Genomic DNA, 12,790 nt, shown 5'->3' with positions numbered 1-12,790 from the left:
CTTGGGTTGAATCCTGCCGCGCGCAGGCTTGCGCGCTTCATTCGGCCAGCGACTGGTCGAGGGCGTCGCGCATGTCCAGGAGCACCGCGATGGCGGTCCTGACGCGCTCGGCACCCAGTCGGTCGATCAGGTGCTGGTCGAGCGACGCGACAGCGGCTTCGGCGGCGCCCAGGGCTGCGCGTCCTGCCTGCGTCAACACCACCAGCTTGGCGCGCGCATGGTGCGGATTGGTCTCGAATACGACGAACCCGTGTTCGGCCAGCAACTCGACCACACGCTGCACCGCCTGCCGGGTCAGGCCCATGTTGCGGGCGATATGCGCGACCGGCAGCGGCACCGGCGAGTAGCCCAGCGCACCGAGCACCTGCCACCAGGCGGTGGTCAGCCCGATCGGGCGCACCAACCGGTTGCCCATGTCGACCAGGCGGCCGTTGGTGGCGAACACCGCCAGCACCAGCTCGCGAACCAGCAAGGGAAGGTTTTCCGCAGCCATGCATCATCCTGTCTATTTGACAGCATGTTGTCAAATAGCTCTCACCACGTCGTGTCCCTCGAAGCGCCCCAAGGCTCCGCACGACGTGACTGCTGAACTTCGGCATGTGCTGTCGCGGTGCCTTGGGCGGGTCGGCCGCCACCCAGCGACCGCCGGCGACGGATCGGCGGCGGCATTGCCACGTCCGTCGCTGGCGCTAGGAATCTGCTGGCGCAGCGGTGGGCTGCAGCAGGAGCCGCACCAACGGATTGGGAAACCGCCGCGCCATGGTCACGGCGTGGAAGGTCTCCACGATGTCCGGCAATTGATCGCCTTCCACTAGCACGCCCGCGGCGATCTCGTCCTTGACCACGATCGGCGGGAGCACGGCCAGGCCGATGTCCTCGCGCGCCAGCAGGCGCATCATCGCCATGTCCTCCACTTCCGCCACGATCTGCGGGCGCACGCCCAGGCGGTCGGCCAGGGCATCGAATCCCGCGCGCACGCTGTTGTCCACTGTCGGCAGGATGATGGGATGGTGGCGAAGGCGGTCGGCGACGCTGGCGGCATGGCCCAGCCGGTCCGGCGTGCCCACCAGGCTGACCGGTCGCTCGGCAAGCCGATGGGTCACGAACGGCGTCAGCGCGTCGCCCGGCGGCGCCTGATTCAGCAGCACCACGTCGAGATTGAGTGCTTCCAGCGCCCGCAGCAGTTCGCCGGCACTGCCCGAGCGCAGGATCAGGTCGATATCGGTTCGGCCGAGCAGCGGCCGCAGGAACTCCAACTGGAAGTTGCGCGACAGCGTGGCCAGCGAACCGACCCGCAGCGCCTGCCGCGCGGCACCGGTCTGCCGCAGCGTGCCCAGCAGTTCATCACCGGTGGCGAAGATCGCGTCGGCATGGTCCAGCGCGATCTGCCCGGCCTCGGTCAGGTGCAATTGCCGCCCGCGCCGCTCGAACAGTGCGTGGCCGAGGCGCTCCTCCAGCTTGCGGATCTGCACGGACAGGGCCGACTGCGTGAGGTTGAGCCGCTCGGCGGTGCGGGTGAGATTGCCGTCGTGGGCCACGGCCCAGAAGTAGCGCAGGTGGTTGTAGTTCAGGGCAGCCATCGTTCGATAATAGCGAACGATATCGTGAAAACAATGAATTTTTGTTCGACCCCAGCGATCGCTATCGTGGCGCCGCCCGCCACCGTGCCCGATCCGAGGGGATTGCCTTGTCGCTCTATCTGCTGCCGCTCTCTGCACCGTTCCTGCTGCTGGTCGCCGCCGTGTTCGGCTTCGTCCGCAGCGGCCGGCGCCCCCGTCTTCTCCCCGCCTTCGCCGAAGGTGCCGCGCTCGGCGCGCTGCTCGTCGCCATCGCCTCGCTGGCGCTGCTGATCGCCCGCGGCGCCGGCGACAGCGAACTGATCGGAGGGAACGGTGTCGGCCTCTCGGTCCGGCTCGATGCGGTGAGCACCACGATGCTGCTGCTAGTCGCCTTCGTCGGCTGGATCGTGGTGCGCTACACCCGCACCTATCTCGATGGCGAGGCGCGCCAGGGCTACTTCACCGGCTGGCTGTGCGTCGCGCTCGCCGCAGTGCTGCTGCTCGTGCAGGCCGGCAACCTGGTTCAGGTCGTGGTGGCCTGGATCGCCACCAGCATCGCGCTCAATCGCCTGCTGCTGTTCTATCCCGACCGCGTGGCGGCACAGCGCGCCGCGCGCAAGAAGCGCCTGTTCTCCAGCATCGGCGCCATCGCTCTGGTGAGTGCGGCCGCGCTGGTCTGGAACAGCCTGGGCACCACCGACATCGCCACGATCAACACCCTGGCCCGCAGCGGCCAGCACGGCTGGTCGCTGACCGCGGCCGCCGCCCTGTTTGCGCTGGCCGCGGTGCTGAAATCGGCGCAGTTCCCGACACACGGCTGGCTCACAGAGATGATGGAGGCGCCCACACCGGTGTCGGCGCTGCTGCATGCCGGCGTGGTCAACGGCGGCGGCTTCCTGCTGATCCGCTTTGCCGACCTGATGCTGGCGGCCCCCGGCGTGCTCGCCGTGCTTGCGATGCTGGGTGGGTTCACCGCGCTGTTCGGTGCGCTGGTGATGCTGACCCAGCCCGCGGTCAAGACCTCGCTGGCCTGGTCGACGGTCGCGCAGATGGGCTTCATGATCCTGCAGTGCGGGCTGGCGCTGTTCCCGCTGGCACTGCTGCACATCGTCGCGCACTCGCTGTACAAGGCGCATGCCTTCCTGGCCTCCGGCGGCGCGGTCGAGCAGGTGGCGTCGATTCGCCGGCCCGGGCCGGTGGCGGTGCCCGATGGGGCCGCGGTGGGCCGCGCCTTCCTGATCGCACTGGCGATCTACATCGGCATCGGCGCCGCCTTCGGATTCGCCTTCGGCTTCGGGCACAAGTCGCCACAGGCGCTGGCCCTGGGCGCCATCCTGATCTTCGGTGTGGCCTACCTGCTGGCCCAAGGCCTGGCCGATGCGGCGCCGCGGCCGCTGACCCGCAAGACCGTGCTCTACGCCAGCGCCGCCGCGGTCGGCTACTTCGCGCTGCAGACCGCCGCCGAATGGCTGACCGCCGGCGTGCTGCCGGCAACGCCGGCGCCGGGCCGGCTGGAGTGGACGCTGATGGCGCTGGCGGTGCTGAGCTTCGGCCTGGTGGCGGTGGCGCAGGCGCTGTTCCCGCTGTGGGCGACGCACCCGGCCGCCGCCGGACTGCGCGTGCATCTCGCCAATGGCCTGTATGCCAACGCCACGCTCGATCGCCTGCTCGGCGGCTGGTCCGTCCGCAAGACCTCGTGACTCCCTAACCGCCAGGACACCCCCATGCTGATGACTACCACCGACGCGTCGCCCCTGTCCCACGCTACGATCATCGCCGCCGCCGCGCGTGCGGCGCGCGCCATTCCCCCGCTATGGCCGCTCGCCTCGAGCGTGGCGGTCAATCCCTTCCTCGGCCAGACCGGCGAATCGCTGCCGATCGCGGCGGCACGGCTGCGGCGCGCGGCCGGCATCGCCGTGACCATGCCGCGCGCCTGGTATGCGGAGCGACTGCAGTCCGGCGAGATCGCCGAAGAGGATCTGCGGGCGGCCTGGCACAACGCGCCGGCGGCGCTGCGTCCGCCGAGCGTGGCCGCACTGAAGCTCGCTATCGAAACCACGCGCCCTGCCCCGCAGGCGATCCCGACCGTCGCCGATCTGGCACGCGATGCGTCGCAGGTCGACTGGCCGGGCATCGTCGAAGAGCGCATCGGACACTGGGCCGCCAGCTACTTCGATCAGGGCCAGGCGCTGTGGGTCGCCGGACAGTCCGGCGGCGCCTACAACGCATGGCGACTGGTCGCGACCCATGATCTGACGCCGGAAATCGCCGGACTCACCCGATTCGCCCAGCAGGTGGCGGACGCGCCAGCGACTGCCGAAGAGGCGATCGCCGAGGGGGTCGCCCGCCTCGGCCTCGCGCCAGACGCGCTGGAGGGCTATTTCCACCGCCTGCTGACCACGCTGGGCGGCTGGAGCCAGGTTGCGCGGTATCGGCTCTGGCAAGCGGAGTTGAGCGGCGGAACCGATGCCTGCGTCACCGACCTGCTCGCCATCCGCATCAGTTGGGACGCCGCGCTGCTGGGCAAGTTCGGTGCGGCGATCGCGCCGCAGTGGCGAAGCGCCATCGACGCCTACAGCGCGCCGGTGGCGGCGACGCCGGACGATGTCGTCGACGGCCTCCTGCAGGAAGCGGCCGAACGCGCGGCGCAGCGGCGGCTCGACGCGCTGCTTGCGTCACCCGCCCCGCTCCCGGCGACGCCCGACCGGATGAAGCTGCAGATGGCCTTCTGCATCGACGTGCGCTCGGAAGTGTTCCGCCGCGCGCTGGAAAGCCTGGATGCCGGCGTCCAGACCCTGGGATTCGCCGGATTCTTCGGGCTGGGCATCGGCTATCGCCGGTTCGCCTCGGACGTGGTCGAGGCACGCCTTCCGGTGCTGCTGACGCCAGCGTTGCACACCTGCGCGGGAGCGGCGACGGCCTCGGTGGCCGAGGCGGACCTCTCCGCACGGATCATGGCCCGCGCGAAGCGTGCCTGGGGACGCTTCAAGCTGGCCGCCATTTCCTCGTTCGCCTTCGTCGAGGCCACCGGCCCGATCTACGTCGCCAAGCTGCTGCGCGATGGCTTGGGGCTGACGCGCCGCTCGGCGCCGAACGATCCCGCGCCGCGCCCGGCCGAGGCGCTCGACCTCGACACGCGACTGACCATGGCCACGCGCATCCTCACCGCGATGTCGCTCACCAGCGGGTTCGCCCGACTCGTCGTGATCGCCGGCCACGGCGCAAACGTGGTCAACAATCCGCACGCCAGCGCCCTGCACTGCGGCGCCTGCGGTGGCTATTCCGGCGAAGTGAACGCGCGGCTGCTGGCCGCGCTGCTCAACGACTCCGCGGTACGCGCCGGTCTCCCCGAACGCGGCATCGCGATCCCGGCCGATACGTTGTTCGTCGGCGCACTGCACGACACCACGACCGATGCGGTCACGCTGTACAGCGCCGACCATCCTTCGCCCGACCATGCCGCCGACATCGACCAGGCGGCGCGTTGGCTGCACGCCGCCGGCGCGCTGGCGCGCGGCGAGCGCGCCCTGCGCCTGCCACGCGCACAGCGCAGCCAGGACATCGCGCCTCGCTCCCGCGACTGGGCCGAACTGCGCCCGGAATGGGCCCTGGCCGGCTGCCAGGCCTTCATCGCCGCGCCGCGCGCCCGCACGGCCGGGCGCGACCTGGCAGGACGCGCCTTCCTGCACGACTACGACTGGCGCCGCGACGAAGGTTTCGGCGTGCTGGAGCTGATCCTGACCGCCCCGGTCGTTGTCGCCAGCTGGATCAGCCTGCAGTACTACGGATCGACTGTCGCACCCGAGGTCTTCGGCGCCGGCAACAAGCTGCTGCACAACGTCACCGGCGGCATCGGCGTGGTCGAGGGCAACGGCGGCCTGCTGCGCGGCGGACTCCCCTGGCAGTCGGTCCACGACGGCGAACGGCTGATCCACGAACCGCTGCGGCTGTCGGTACTGATCGAGGCACCGACCGAGGCAATCACCGGCATCCTCGAACGCCATCCGCAGGTTCGCGCGCTGTTCGACAATCGCTGGCTGCATCTCTTCGCGCTGGACGACCAGGGCCGCATGGCGTGTCGCTACACCGGCGATCTGCGCTGGGAGGTGTGTCCTGGCGATGCATCTTCCACGCGCAATCCGGTACCGGCGGTGGCCTGACGGCGCGTTTTCTCAGCCCGCCCTTCCCGACGCAGGCGGGAGGGCGGGCGTCGGTTTCCTCCGCAACGCGCGGACACTTGCGGGATCGCGGAGCGACAGCGTCAGGCCACACGCGTGCCGGCGCCAGCAACCAGCATCTCGACAAAGGCGGTGACCTTTGATGGGCGAAAGCGCGCCGTCGGGTAGACCACGTGAATGCCGCCGGCCGGCAACGACCAGTCCGGCAGAACGGCGACCAGCGTTCCCGCTGCCAAGGCATCCGCCACCAGGAAATCCGGCAGGACCGACACCCCGCCACCGGCCAGCGTCGCCGCCCGCACCGCCGGCGTCGCGTTGGTCGACAGGGCCTGACGCATGCGCACCGTGCGTCGCTCGAAATCATCCTTGACGAAGTGCCAGATCAACGGCTCGCGGAGCGCGCTGTTGGCGACGAACGGAACCTGCGCGAGATCGTCGGGGTTCGCGACCGCCAAGGCGCTGGCCAGTTCCGGCGTGGCGACCAGGCACTGCCGGAAGTCGCCGATGCGCCGCGCATGCAGGCTGGAATCGTCGAGCCAGCCCACCCGGATGGACAGATCGACCTGGCTGGCGACCGGATCGATGCGCGTATCGGCCAGGATCAGCTCGACCTGGCACGCCGGATGACGCCGCGTGAAAGCGGCGGCCAGCGGTGCGATCCTGGAGGTGCCGTAGTCGTTCGGTGCGGCCACCCGCAGCACGCCGCTCGGCTCGACATTGGAGCGCGTCACCTCGCCGATGGCATCCTCGACCTGACGCAGCACACTCACGCTGCGCGCATGCAGCAACCGCCCGGCCTCGGTCGGTTCGACCCGACGGGTGGTACGCATCAGCAGCGCCGTCTTCAACTCTGCTTCGAGCTTGGCCACCTGCTGGCTGACCACGGTCTTGGTGATGCCCAGCCGTTCCGCCGCGCGCGTGAACGAACCCGTGTCCACCACGGCCGCGAAGTAGGCAAGCCTGTTGAGATTGACGGCTTCCACGCCGACCTCTCCGAATTGTCAGCCAATTACTTACAGAATGTAGCATTCAAAGCGATTTATCCGCCAATCCGCGGTCGCTAAGGTGGCCGCACCTCCTCAAGCGGATCCCACCATGCACATCACCTACCTCTTCGATCCTCTCTGCGGGTGGTGCTACGGCGCCATCCCCGCGCTGGACCAGCTTGCGCAGGTCCTTGGCGTGACCGTGCGGCTCGCCCCCACCGGCTTGTTCGCCGGCGAGAACGCGCGGCCGATGGACGCGTCCTTCGCCGCCTACGCTTGGCAGAACGACCAGCGCATCGCCCGCCTCACCGGGCAGGCGTTTTCCGAGGCCTACCGCAGCCAGGTGCTCGGCGCGACCGGTACCCTGTTCGATTCGGCCCCCGCGACGCTCGGCGTGATCGCCGTTGGCATGACCGCGCCGGAGCGCGAACGCGACGCGCTGAAGACCCTGCAACGTGCCCGTTATGTCGACGGCCGCAACACCTCCGATCGCGCGGTCGTGGCAGCGGTGCTGTCCGGCGCAGGGTTTGCCGATGCCGCCCAGCGCGTCGTCTCACCCGATGCCGACGTGCTCGGCGCCTATCGCGCGCGCATCGATGCCGCGCGCGGCGAAATGGCGCGCTTCGATGCGCATGGCGTCCCCACGCTCGTCGTCGACGACGCGCACGGCAGCCGGCTGCTGCCGAGCGATCTGCTGTTCGGCGACCGCAACGCCCTGGTCGCGCAGTTGCGCGCAGCCTGAGCTTCCCGACCCTTCTTTCCCACTGCCTACGCGCCCGAAGACAAGGAGATCTGCGATGAGCAACGACCGCCAGACGTCCGCATTGACATGGACCCATTTTCCCGCCGGCCAGAACGGCTTCTTCCGTGCGCCGGTGCTGCTGACCGGCCCGAGCGAAGCGCTGCTGATCGACGGCGGCTTCACCTATCCCGACGGCAAGGCGGTGGCCGAGGCGATCAAGGCCACCGGCAAGACGCTGACGACGATCTATGTCAGCCAGTCGGATCCGGATTACTACTTCAGCCTCAAGCCGCTGCACGAGGCCTTTCCGCAGGCCAGGGTCATCGCCGCCTCCGCCACGCGCGCCGCCATCCAGGCCAATGTCGAGAAGAAGCTCGCCGTGTGGGGGCCGCAGCTCAAGGAAAACGGTCCGCAGACACTGGACGATATCGTCCTGCCCGAGATCTTCGACGGCGCCTCGCTGTCGGTCGATGGCGAGACGGTCGAGATCGTCGCCGCCCAGGGCCTGGCCAATCGCCGCTATCTCTGGGTGCCGTCGCTGCACGCCGTGTTCGGCGGCGTCATGATCTTCTCCGGCGTGCATGTCTGGACCGCCGATACGCAGACAAAGGAGCAGCGTGCTGCCTGGATCGCCAATCTCGACGCGATCGCCGCGCGCGCGCCGGCGGTCGTCGTGCCTGGCCATCTGACGCCCGACGCGGCGCCCGACCTGTCGGCCATCGCCCACACCAAGGCCTATCTGCTCGCCTTCGAGGAGGAACTCGCGACCGCCAAGGATGCGGTCTCGCTCAAGGCGGCGATGGAAGCGCGCTTCCCGAACCTCGGCATGGGCGTGGCCCTCGAGATCGGCGCCAAGGTCGCCACCGGCGAAATGCCGTGGGGCTGAGATGATCGACAACCGCGAACTGATCCGGAAGACTTACGCAGGGTCCTCCGAGGAGAACGCCGAACACCTGTTGGCGGTGCTGTCGCCCGACGTCGAATGGACGGAGGCCGAAGGCTTCCCCTACGCCGGCACCTATGTCGGCGTCGAGGCGCTGATGCGAGGCGTCTTCCACCGCCTCGCGAGGGAATGGGCTGATTACACGGCCAGCGTCCATACCTATCTGGCCGATGGCGAGCGGGTGGCGGCCTTCGGCGTCTATTCCGGCACCTACAAGGCAACCGGAAAATCCATGCGTGCGCACTTCGCACATCTCTACGAACTGCGCGACGACCGGATCGTGCGCATGCAGCAGTACGTCGACAGCGCGATGGTGCGGCACGCGATCGACTGAACGAGCAAGCAATCGCGTCAAGCAGGGGTCGCAGCAGACGCCGCGCGGATTGCCGCAGCGATCTCGTCCTCGCTTTGCCCCCCTTTGATGGCAACGCGTCCCCCGAAGACGAAATGGGGAACCGAACGGACACCGGCCTGCGCCGATCTGGCCGCTTCCTCCTCGACGCGGCGGTGCTGCGCAGGATCAAGGGCGATGGCACGCGCACGATCGCGATCGAACCCGTGCTCGGCTGCGATGTCGGCCAGCACATCCGCATCGGTGATGTTCTTCGCCGCGATGAAGTAGGCATCGGTGATGGCGACGGCGAGCCGATGCTGGGTGCCGTGCCCAGCGGCGGCGAGGATCAGGGCATGCGCCGCCTGGGTCGGATAGGTCCAGCGCTGGCGACCCAGATTCAGCTCGAAGCCCGACGCGCGCGCTTCCGCCTCGGGGCGCGCGAAGGCGGCCTTCGGATCGGTGATGCCGTAGCGCGAACGCAGCAAATCGGGAATGTAGAGGCCACCTGCGGGCGCATCCGGCAGCAGCAGCACCGGATGCTGCCGGATATCCACGACCAGGTCGGGGAAACGCTCCGCCAGCACCTTGTCGAGACGATGATGTCCGACGAAGCACCACGGGCATGTGATTTCGGTATAGAGGTCGATCTGCATCGCCATGTTCTCGCGATCCTGTCTTCGCGCTATGAATTCGAAGGGAGCCCTGGATCGATGCCGGTCAGTTGCACCGACACCTCCCACAGTCGTCTCGCCAGTTCCGGGTTCCGCGCTTTCGGAGACGGTGTGCACTCGCCGGAGGGACCTCGTAGCTCGGACAGTTGCGTCGGCCCGTAATAGCCGCCGGGCTCGATCTCACCTGTCGCCGCGTGCAATGCGCCCCACGCGCCCTTTGCCGGCGTATTGAAGAACAGGCCGATCAAGGACATGGCGATGTTGCCCCACCCGCTGTCGCGCGCAAGATCGGTTCCGGCAAGACCCGGATGGCAGGCCACTGCCGTCACCGGCATGCCCGCCGCTCGCAGTCGCCGATCCAATTCAAAGACAAAAAGCAGATTCGCCAGCTTGCTCGCCGCATAGCGCGGCATCCACTTGTAGCTCTTCTCCGCGCTGAGATCGTCCCACTCGATCTTCGCATCCTTGTGCAGACCGCTGCTGGTGACGACGATGCGCGACCCGGAAGTTTCCGCGAGCTTGGGCAACATGAGCGCGGTGAGCGCAAAGCAACCGAGATGATTGACGCCGAATGTCCGCTCGAAGCCCTGCGCCGTGCGCCTCAGCTTCGGCCCCTGCACACCGGCGTTATTGACGAGCGCATCGATGCGCGACTCTTTTTCGGCCAGTTTTGCGGCGCTGCGAACACTCGCCAGGTCCGCGAGGTCCAGCGGCAGGAATGCGAGATTCGCATCGGGAATCTTCGCATGAATCCGACCGACGGCAGCCTGTGCTTTCTGCTCGTCACGGCAAGCGAAAAGCACCCTGGCTCGCCGCGCCGCCAATGCGCTTGCTACTTCAAAACCGATGCCGGTGTTGGCACCGGTCACGATAAAGGTTTTTCCCGATTGATCGGGCACATCGGCGCTGGTGAATCCGCTCACGGCAAAGACTCCGCAATGGCTTTACTGGTCATCATGAAAAGAACTGCGCAGGCCATGCTCATGTGTGTTGCCGCGAAGGCATTCCCGCGTCACTGGTTGGCGATGCCCGGCGCGGCGCGCACGAATTGCGTGTCTGTCACCTGATCGACCAGGAACTTGGCGAGATTGCCTCTGGAAAGCTTGGTGCCGAGCCCGGTCCGTCCATACCAACCCACCTCCACGCTGCCGTCGGCCGGGCCATCCTTGAGGTTGGGAATGCGCACCAGCGTCCAGTCCAGGTCCGAACCGGCGACCAAGGCGCCGGTCGCCTGGATGTCCTGGTAGCCCTTGCGCGCGATCAGCTTGAACAGCAGCGCGAACGCGTGGGGGCCGAACGCGAACCCGTCCTTGGGATCGCGATAGGCGGCAGTGGAAATCTGGATGAGGCGGCGCACGCCGGCCTGCTTCATCGCGGCGATGATGTTGGCCAGGCCGTGCATGACCGGCTTGTCGCCCTGCACCTTGAGACCGTTGGGGCCCAGGGCGCTGATGACCGCATCCGCCCCTCGGACGCACTGCGCGATGGCGACGCGGTCCTGCAGGTCGCCGACAACGATGTCGACCTTTCCCGCGAACGCGGCGAGCTTCCCGGCGTCGCGCGTGTAGACCGACAGGTGATAGCCACGCTTCAAGGCTTCCTCGATCAGGTGCCGCCCGGTCGGTCCGGTCGCACCGAACAAGGCGATGGTCTTTTTCCCGGTCATGCGCTCACGCAGCCTTCGCCAACAAGGCGGCGACGGCCGTTGTGGCATCGGCGACGGCGGCGTTCACCGCATCGGGGCCGAGCACCGTGCCTTCGATGCGCACCACGTCGACATCGGTGAGGCCGATGAAACGCAGCAGATGGAGCAAGTAGCTGGTCTGAAAGTCGAACGGCGCCCAGGCGCCCTCCGAGAACACGCCGCCCGTGGCAGCGACGAGATAGACCTTCTTGCCGGTCAGCAGCCCCTCCGGCCCGCGCTCGCCATAGCGGAACGTGACGCCGGGCCAGGTGACGTGATCGAACCACGCCTTGAGTTGCGAGGACGGACCGAAGTTCATCATTCCCGAACCGAGCACGATCACGTCGGCGAGCTTCAGTTCGTCGACCAGCTCCTGGGCGAGGTCCACCGCCTCGACCTGTTCCGGCGTGCGGTGTTCGGCCGACGCGATCCGGCCATGAATATAGGCCGCCGTGATGTGCGGCGGCGGATGCGCGGCGAGGTCGCGCACGGTCAGCTGACCGCCCGAGCGGGCCTGGAGACCCTCGGCGATGTCGGTCGCGAAGCGCGTGGAGAGACTGTCCGCGCGGCGCGGACTGGACGTGACAAGGAGGATACGGCGCATGATAGCTCCAAGGTATAAAATGAGAACCAGGTAACAAGTAAGAATTCACTTACTAATCCATACAGAGGATGGTATGGTCCCTGCCGGCGCCCAACAAGAAGGCACACCGATGTCACCTGGTCACATCGACCCAACTGTCGAAGTCCCTGCACCTGATTCGGGTGGCTGTCTGGCGACGCGCCAAATCCTCGATCGCATCGGCGACAAGTGGAGTCTCTACATCATCGCGATGCTGGCGAACGGCCCGCAGCGCTTCAACGCATTGAAGCGTGGCATCGACGGCATTTCCCAGCGCATGCTGACGCTGACCCTGCGCGGACTGGAACGCGACGGACTGGTCACGCGCACGCTGTATCCGACGATTCCTCCGCGCGTCGATTACGCGCTGACCGACCTTGGGCGCACGCTATTGAAGCCGGTCATGGCACTGGTCGATTGGGCGAACGAGAACCAACGCGCCATCGCCGAAGCGCATCGACGTTTCGACGATGCGCCGGAGCAAGATCAGGTCTTGGTTCAGGGCGTCGTCTACCAGCGTCGCTAGTCAGACCCCGTTTCGTGGCGCGCGGCTGGAAGAAGCAACTGCCAGTACACGACATCCACCCAACGGCCGAGCTTGTAACCGACCTGCTCGAAGTGCGCCACCTTCTTGAACCCTAGCGCCTGGTGCAGCCGGGCACTTGCATCGTTCGGTTGAGCGACACCGCCGATGACTGCGTGCAACTCCAGCCGTCGCAGTGTTTCCAGCAGCGCGCCATACAGGACAGCGCCCAGCCCTCGCCCACGATGCCCATCATCCAGGTAGATCGTGGATTCCACCGAACGCTGGTACGCCTTCCTCGCTCTCCACTGGGTGGCGTAAGCGTATCCAACGACCTCGTCGCCCACCAGCGCCACCAGCCAAGGAAGGCCGACGCCCTGGACATCTTCCATGCGCCTGGCCATGTCGGCCGACGTCACGGGATCCAGTTCGAACGTGACGCACGTGTTGGCGATGTAGTGGTTGTAGATGTCAGCGATGCGCTGGGCATGCACGGGACTGGCCGAAACGACGGTCGCTGTCACGGTCACCGGCTTCCTTTGTTGATG

The 12,790-nt window shown here is 67.5% G+C and carries 14 protein-coding genes; 6 read left to right on the top strand and 8 right to left on the bottom strand.

The window, feature by feature from the left end; translation table 11 throughout:
* Positions 1-37: 37 nt before the first annotated feature.
* Complete coding sequence (locus AC1PK7_RS10340) at positions 38-493, bottom strand: MarR family winged helix-turn-helix transcriptional regulator (protein WP_043091274.1); 456 nt, start codon at positions 491-493, stop codon at positions 38-40.
* Positions 494-689: 196 nt separating this feature from the next.
* The gene (locus AC1PK7_RS10335) at positions 690-1,580 is read right to left on the bottom strand and encodes a LysR family transcriptional regulator (RefSeq protein ID WP_420009781.1); all 891 of its coding nucleotides are present in this window, start codon (positions 1,578-1,580) and stop codon (positions 690-692) included.
* A gap of 107 nt (positions 1,581-1,687) precedes the next feature.
* On the opposite strand from AC1PK7_RS10335, the gene AC1PK7_RS10330 reads away from it, so the two are divergent.
* Both AC1PK7_RS10330 and AC1PK7_RS10325 read left to right on the top strand, forming a co-directional pair.
* A complete protein-coding gene (locus AC1PK7_RS10330) occupies positions 1,688-3,259 on the top strand; it encodes a proton-conducting transporter transmembrane domain-containing protein (RefSeq protein WP_481100721.1) in 1,572 nt (523 codons plus the stop codon).
* A gap of 24 nt (positions 3,260-3,283) precedes the next feature.
* Positions 3,284-5,719, top strand: coding sequence for a YbcC family protein (locus tag AC1PK7_RS10325; RefSeq protein WP_481100720.1), 2,436 nt, complete (start codon positions 3,284-3,286; stop codon positions 5,717-5,719).
* A 101-nt stretch (positions 5,720-5,820) separates the two neighbouring features.
* Here AC1PK7_RS10325 and AC1PK7_RS10320 read toward each other — a convergent pair whose 3' ends face one another.
* Entirely contained in the window at positions 5,821-6,720 is a 900-nt protein-coding gene (locus AC1PK7_RS10320; protein ID WP_481100719.1) for a LysR substrate-binding domain-containing protein, read from the bottom strand.
* Positions 6,721-6,832: 112 nt separating this feature from the next.
* Here AC1PK7_RS10320 and AC1PK7_RS10315 point away from each other — a divergent pair, with 112 nt between their 5' ends.
* The 3 genes from AC1PK7_RS10315 (at position 6,833) to AC1PK7_RS10305 (ending at position 8,742) form a co-directional block, all read left to right on the top strand.
* Positions 6,833-7,465 carry a DsbA family protein gene (locus tag AC1PK7_RS10315; RefSeq protein ID WP_420009777.1) on the top strand — a complete coding sequence of 211 codons (633 nt, stop codon included), beginning with the start codon at positions 6,833-6,835 and terminating at the stop codon, positions 7,463-7,465.
* A gap of 133 nt (positions 7,466-7,598) precedes the next feature.
* Positions 7,599-8,351: an MBL fold metallo-hydrolase gene (locus AC1PK7_RS10310; protein WP_420009776.1), complete on the top strand. Its 753-nt coding sequence runs from the start codon at positions 7,599-7,601 to the stop codon at positions 8,349-8,351.
* 1 nt (position 8,352) lies between these two features.
* Positions 8,353-8,742, top strand: coding sequence for a nuclear transport factor 2 family protein (locus AC1PK7_RS10305; RefSeq protein ID WP_420009775.1), 390 nt, complete (start codon positions 8,353-8,355; stop codon positions 8,740-8,742).
* A 17-nt stretch (positions 8,743-8,759) separates the two neighbouring features.
* On the opposite strand, the gene AC1PK7_RS10300 is transcribed toward AC1PK7_RS10305, so the two are convergent.
* From AC1PK7_RS10300 to AC1PK7_RS10285, 4 genes are all read right to left on the bottom strand, one after another.
* The gene (locus AC1PK7_RS10300) at positions 8,760-9,401 is read right to left on the bottom strand and encodes a DsbA family oxidoreductase (RefSeq protein ID WP_481100718.1); all 642 of its coding nucleotides are present in this window, start codon (positions 9,399-9,401) and stop codon (positions 8,760-8,762) included.
* 23 nt (positions 9,402-9,424) lie between these two features.
* Complete coding sequence (locus AC1PK7_RS10295; protein WP_420009773.1) at positions 9,425-10,336, bottom strand: oxidoreductase; 912 nt, start codon at positions 10,334-10,336, stop codon at positions 9,425-9,427.
* A gap of 89 nt (positions 10,337-10,425) precedes the next feature.
* A complete protein-coding gene (locus AC1PK7_RS10290) occupies positions 10,426-11,079 on the bottom strand; it encodes an NAD(P)-dependent oxidoreductase (RefSeq protein ID WP_481100877.1) in 654 nt (217 codons plus the stop codon).
* 4 nt (positions 11,080-11,083) lie between these two features.
* Complete coding sequence (locus AC1PK7_RS10285; RefSeq protein WP_481100717.1) at positions 11,084-11,701, bottom strand: FMN-dependent NADH-azoreductase; 618 nt, start codon at positions 11,699-11,701, stop codon at positions 11,084-11,086.
* Positions 11,702-11,810: 109 nt separating this feature from the next.
* Here AC1PK7_RS10285 and AC1PK7_RS10280 point away from each other — a divergent pair, with 109 nt between their 5' ends.
* Positions 11,811-12,245, top strand: coding sequence for a winged helix-turn-helix transcriptional regulator (locus AC1PK7_RS10280; protein WP_481100716.1), 435 nt, complete (start codon positions 11,811-11,813; stop codon positions 12,243-12,245).
* Here AC1PK7_RS10280 and AC1PK7_RS10275 read toward each other — a convergent pair.
* Positions 12,242-12,766, bottom strand: a complete 525-nt coding sequence (locus AC1PK7_RS10275; protein WP_481100715.1) for an arsinothricin resistance N-acetyltransferase ArsN1 family B — start codon at positions 12,764-12,766, stop codon at positions 12,242-12,244. The two genes, AC1PK7_RS10280 and AC1PK7_RS10275, sit on opposite strands and share 4 nt — an antisense overlap.
* Between the last annotated feature and the right edge of the window lie 24 nt (positions 12,767-12,790).

It is taken from the genome of Xanthomonas sp. NCPPB 3174, assembly GCF_056725205.1.
The sequence above is the reverse complement of the archived record's forward strand: the minus strand, read 5'-3'. Positions and strand labels throughout refer to the sequence as shown.

What these genes read in the sequence shown, in the direction of transcription:
- AC1PK7_RS10340 (WP_043091274.1), bottom strand. Translation starts at nt 493, where the DNA reads ATGGCTGCGGAAAACCTTCCCTTGCTGGTTCGCGAGCTGGTGCTGGCG.
- AC1PK7_RS10335 (WP_420009781.1), bottom strand. Translation starts at nt 1,580, where the DNA reads ATGGCTGCCCTGAACTACAACCACCTGCGCTACTTCTGGGCCGTGGCC.
- AC1PK7_RS10325 (WP_481100720.1), top strand. Translation starts at nt 3,284, where the DNA reads ATGCTGATGACTACCACCGACGCGTCGCCCCTGTCCCACGCTACGATC.
- AC1PK7_RS10315 (WP_420009777.1), top strand. Translation starts at nt 6,833, where the DNA reads ATGCACATCACCTACCTCTTCGATCCTCTCTGCGGGTGGTGCTACGGC.
- AC1PK7_RS10305 (WP_420009775.1), top strand. Translation starts at nt 8,353, where the DNA reads ATGATCGACAACCGCGAACTGATCCGGAAGACTTACGCAGGGTCCTCC.
- AC1PK7_RS10300 (WP_481100718.1), bottom strand. Translation starts at nt 9,401, where the DNA reads ATGGCGATGCAGATCGACCTCTATACCGAAATCACATGCCCGTGGTGC.
- AC1PK7_RS10290 (WP_481100877.1), bottom strand. Translation starts at nt 11,079, where the DNA reads ATGACCGGGAAAAAGACCATCGCCTTGTTCGGTGCGACCGGACCGACC.
- AC1PK7_RS10285 (WP_481100717.1), bottom strand. Translation starts at nt 11,701, where the DNA reads ATGCGCCGTATCCTCCTTGTCACGTCCAGTCCGCGCCGCGCGGACAGT.
- AC1PK7_RS10280 (WP_481100716.1), top strand. Translation starts at nt 11,811, where the DNA reads ATGTCACCTGGTCACATCGACCCAACTGTCGAAGTCCCTGCACCTGAT.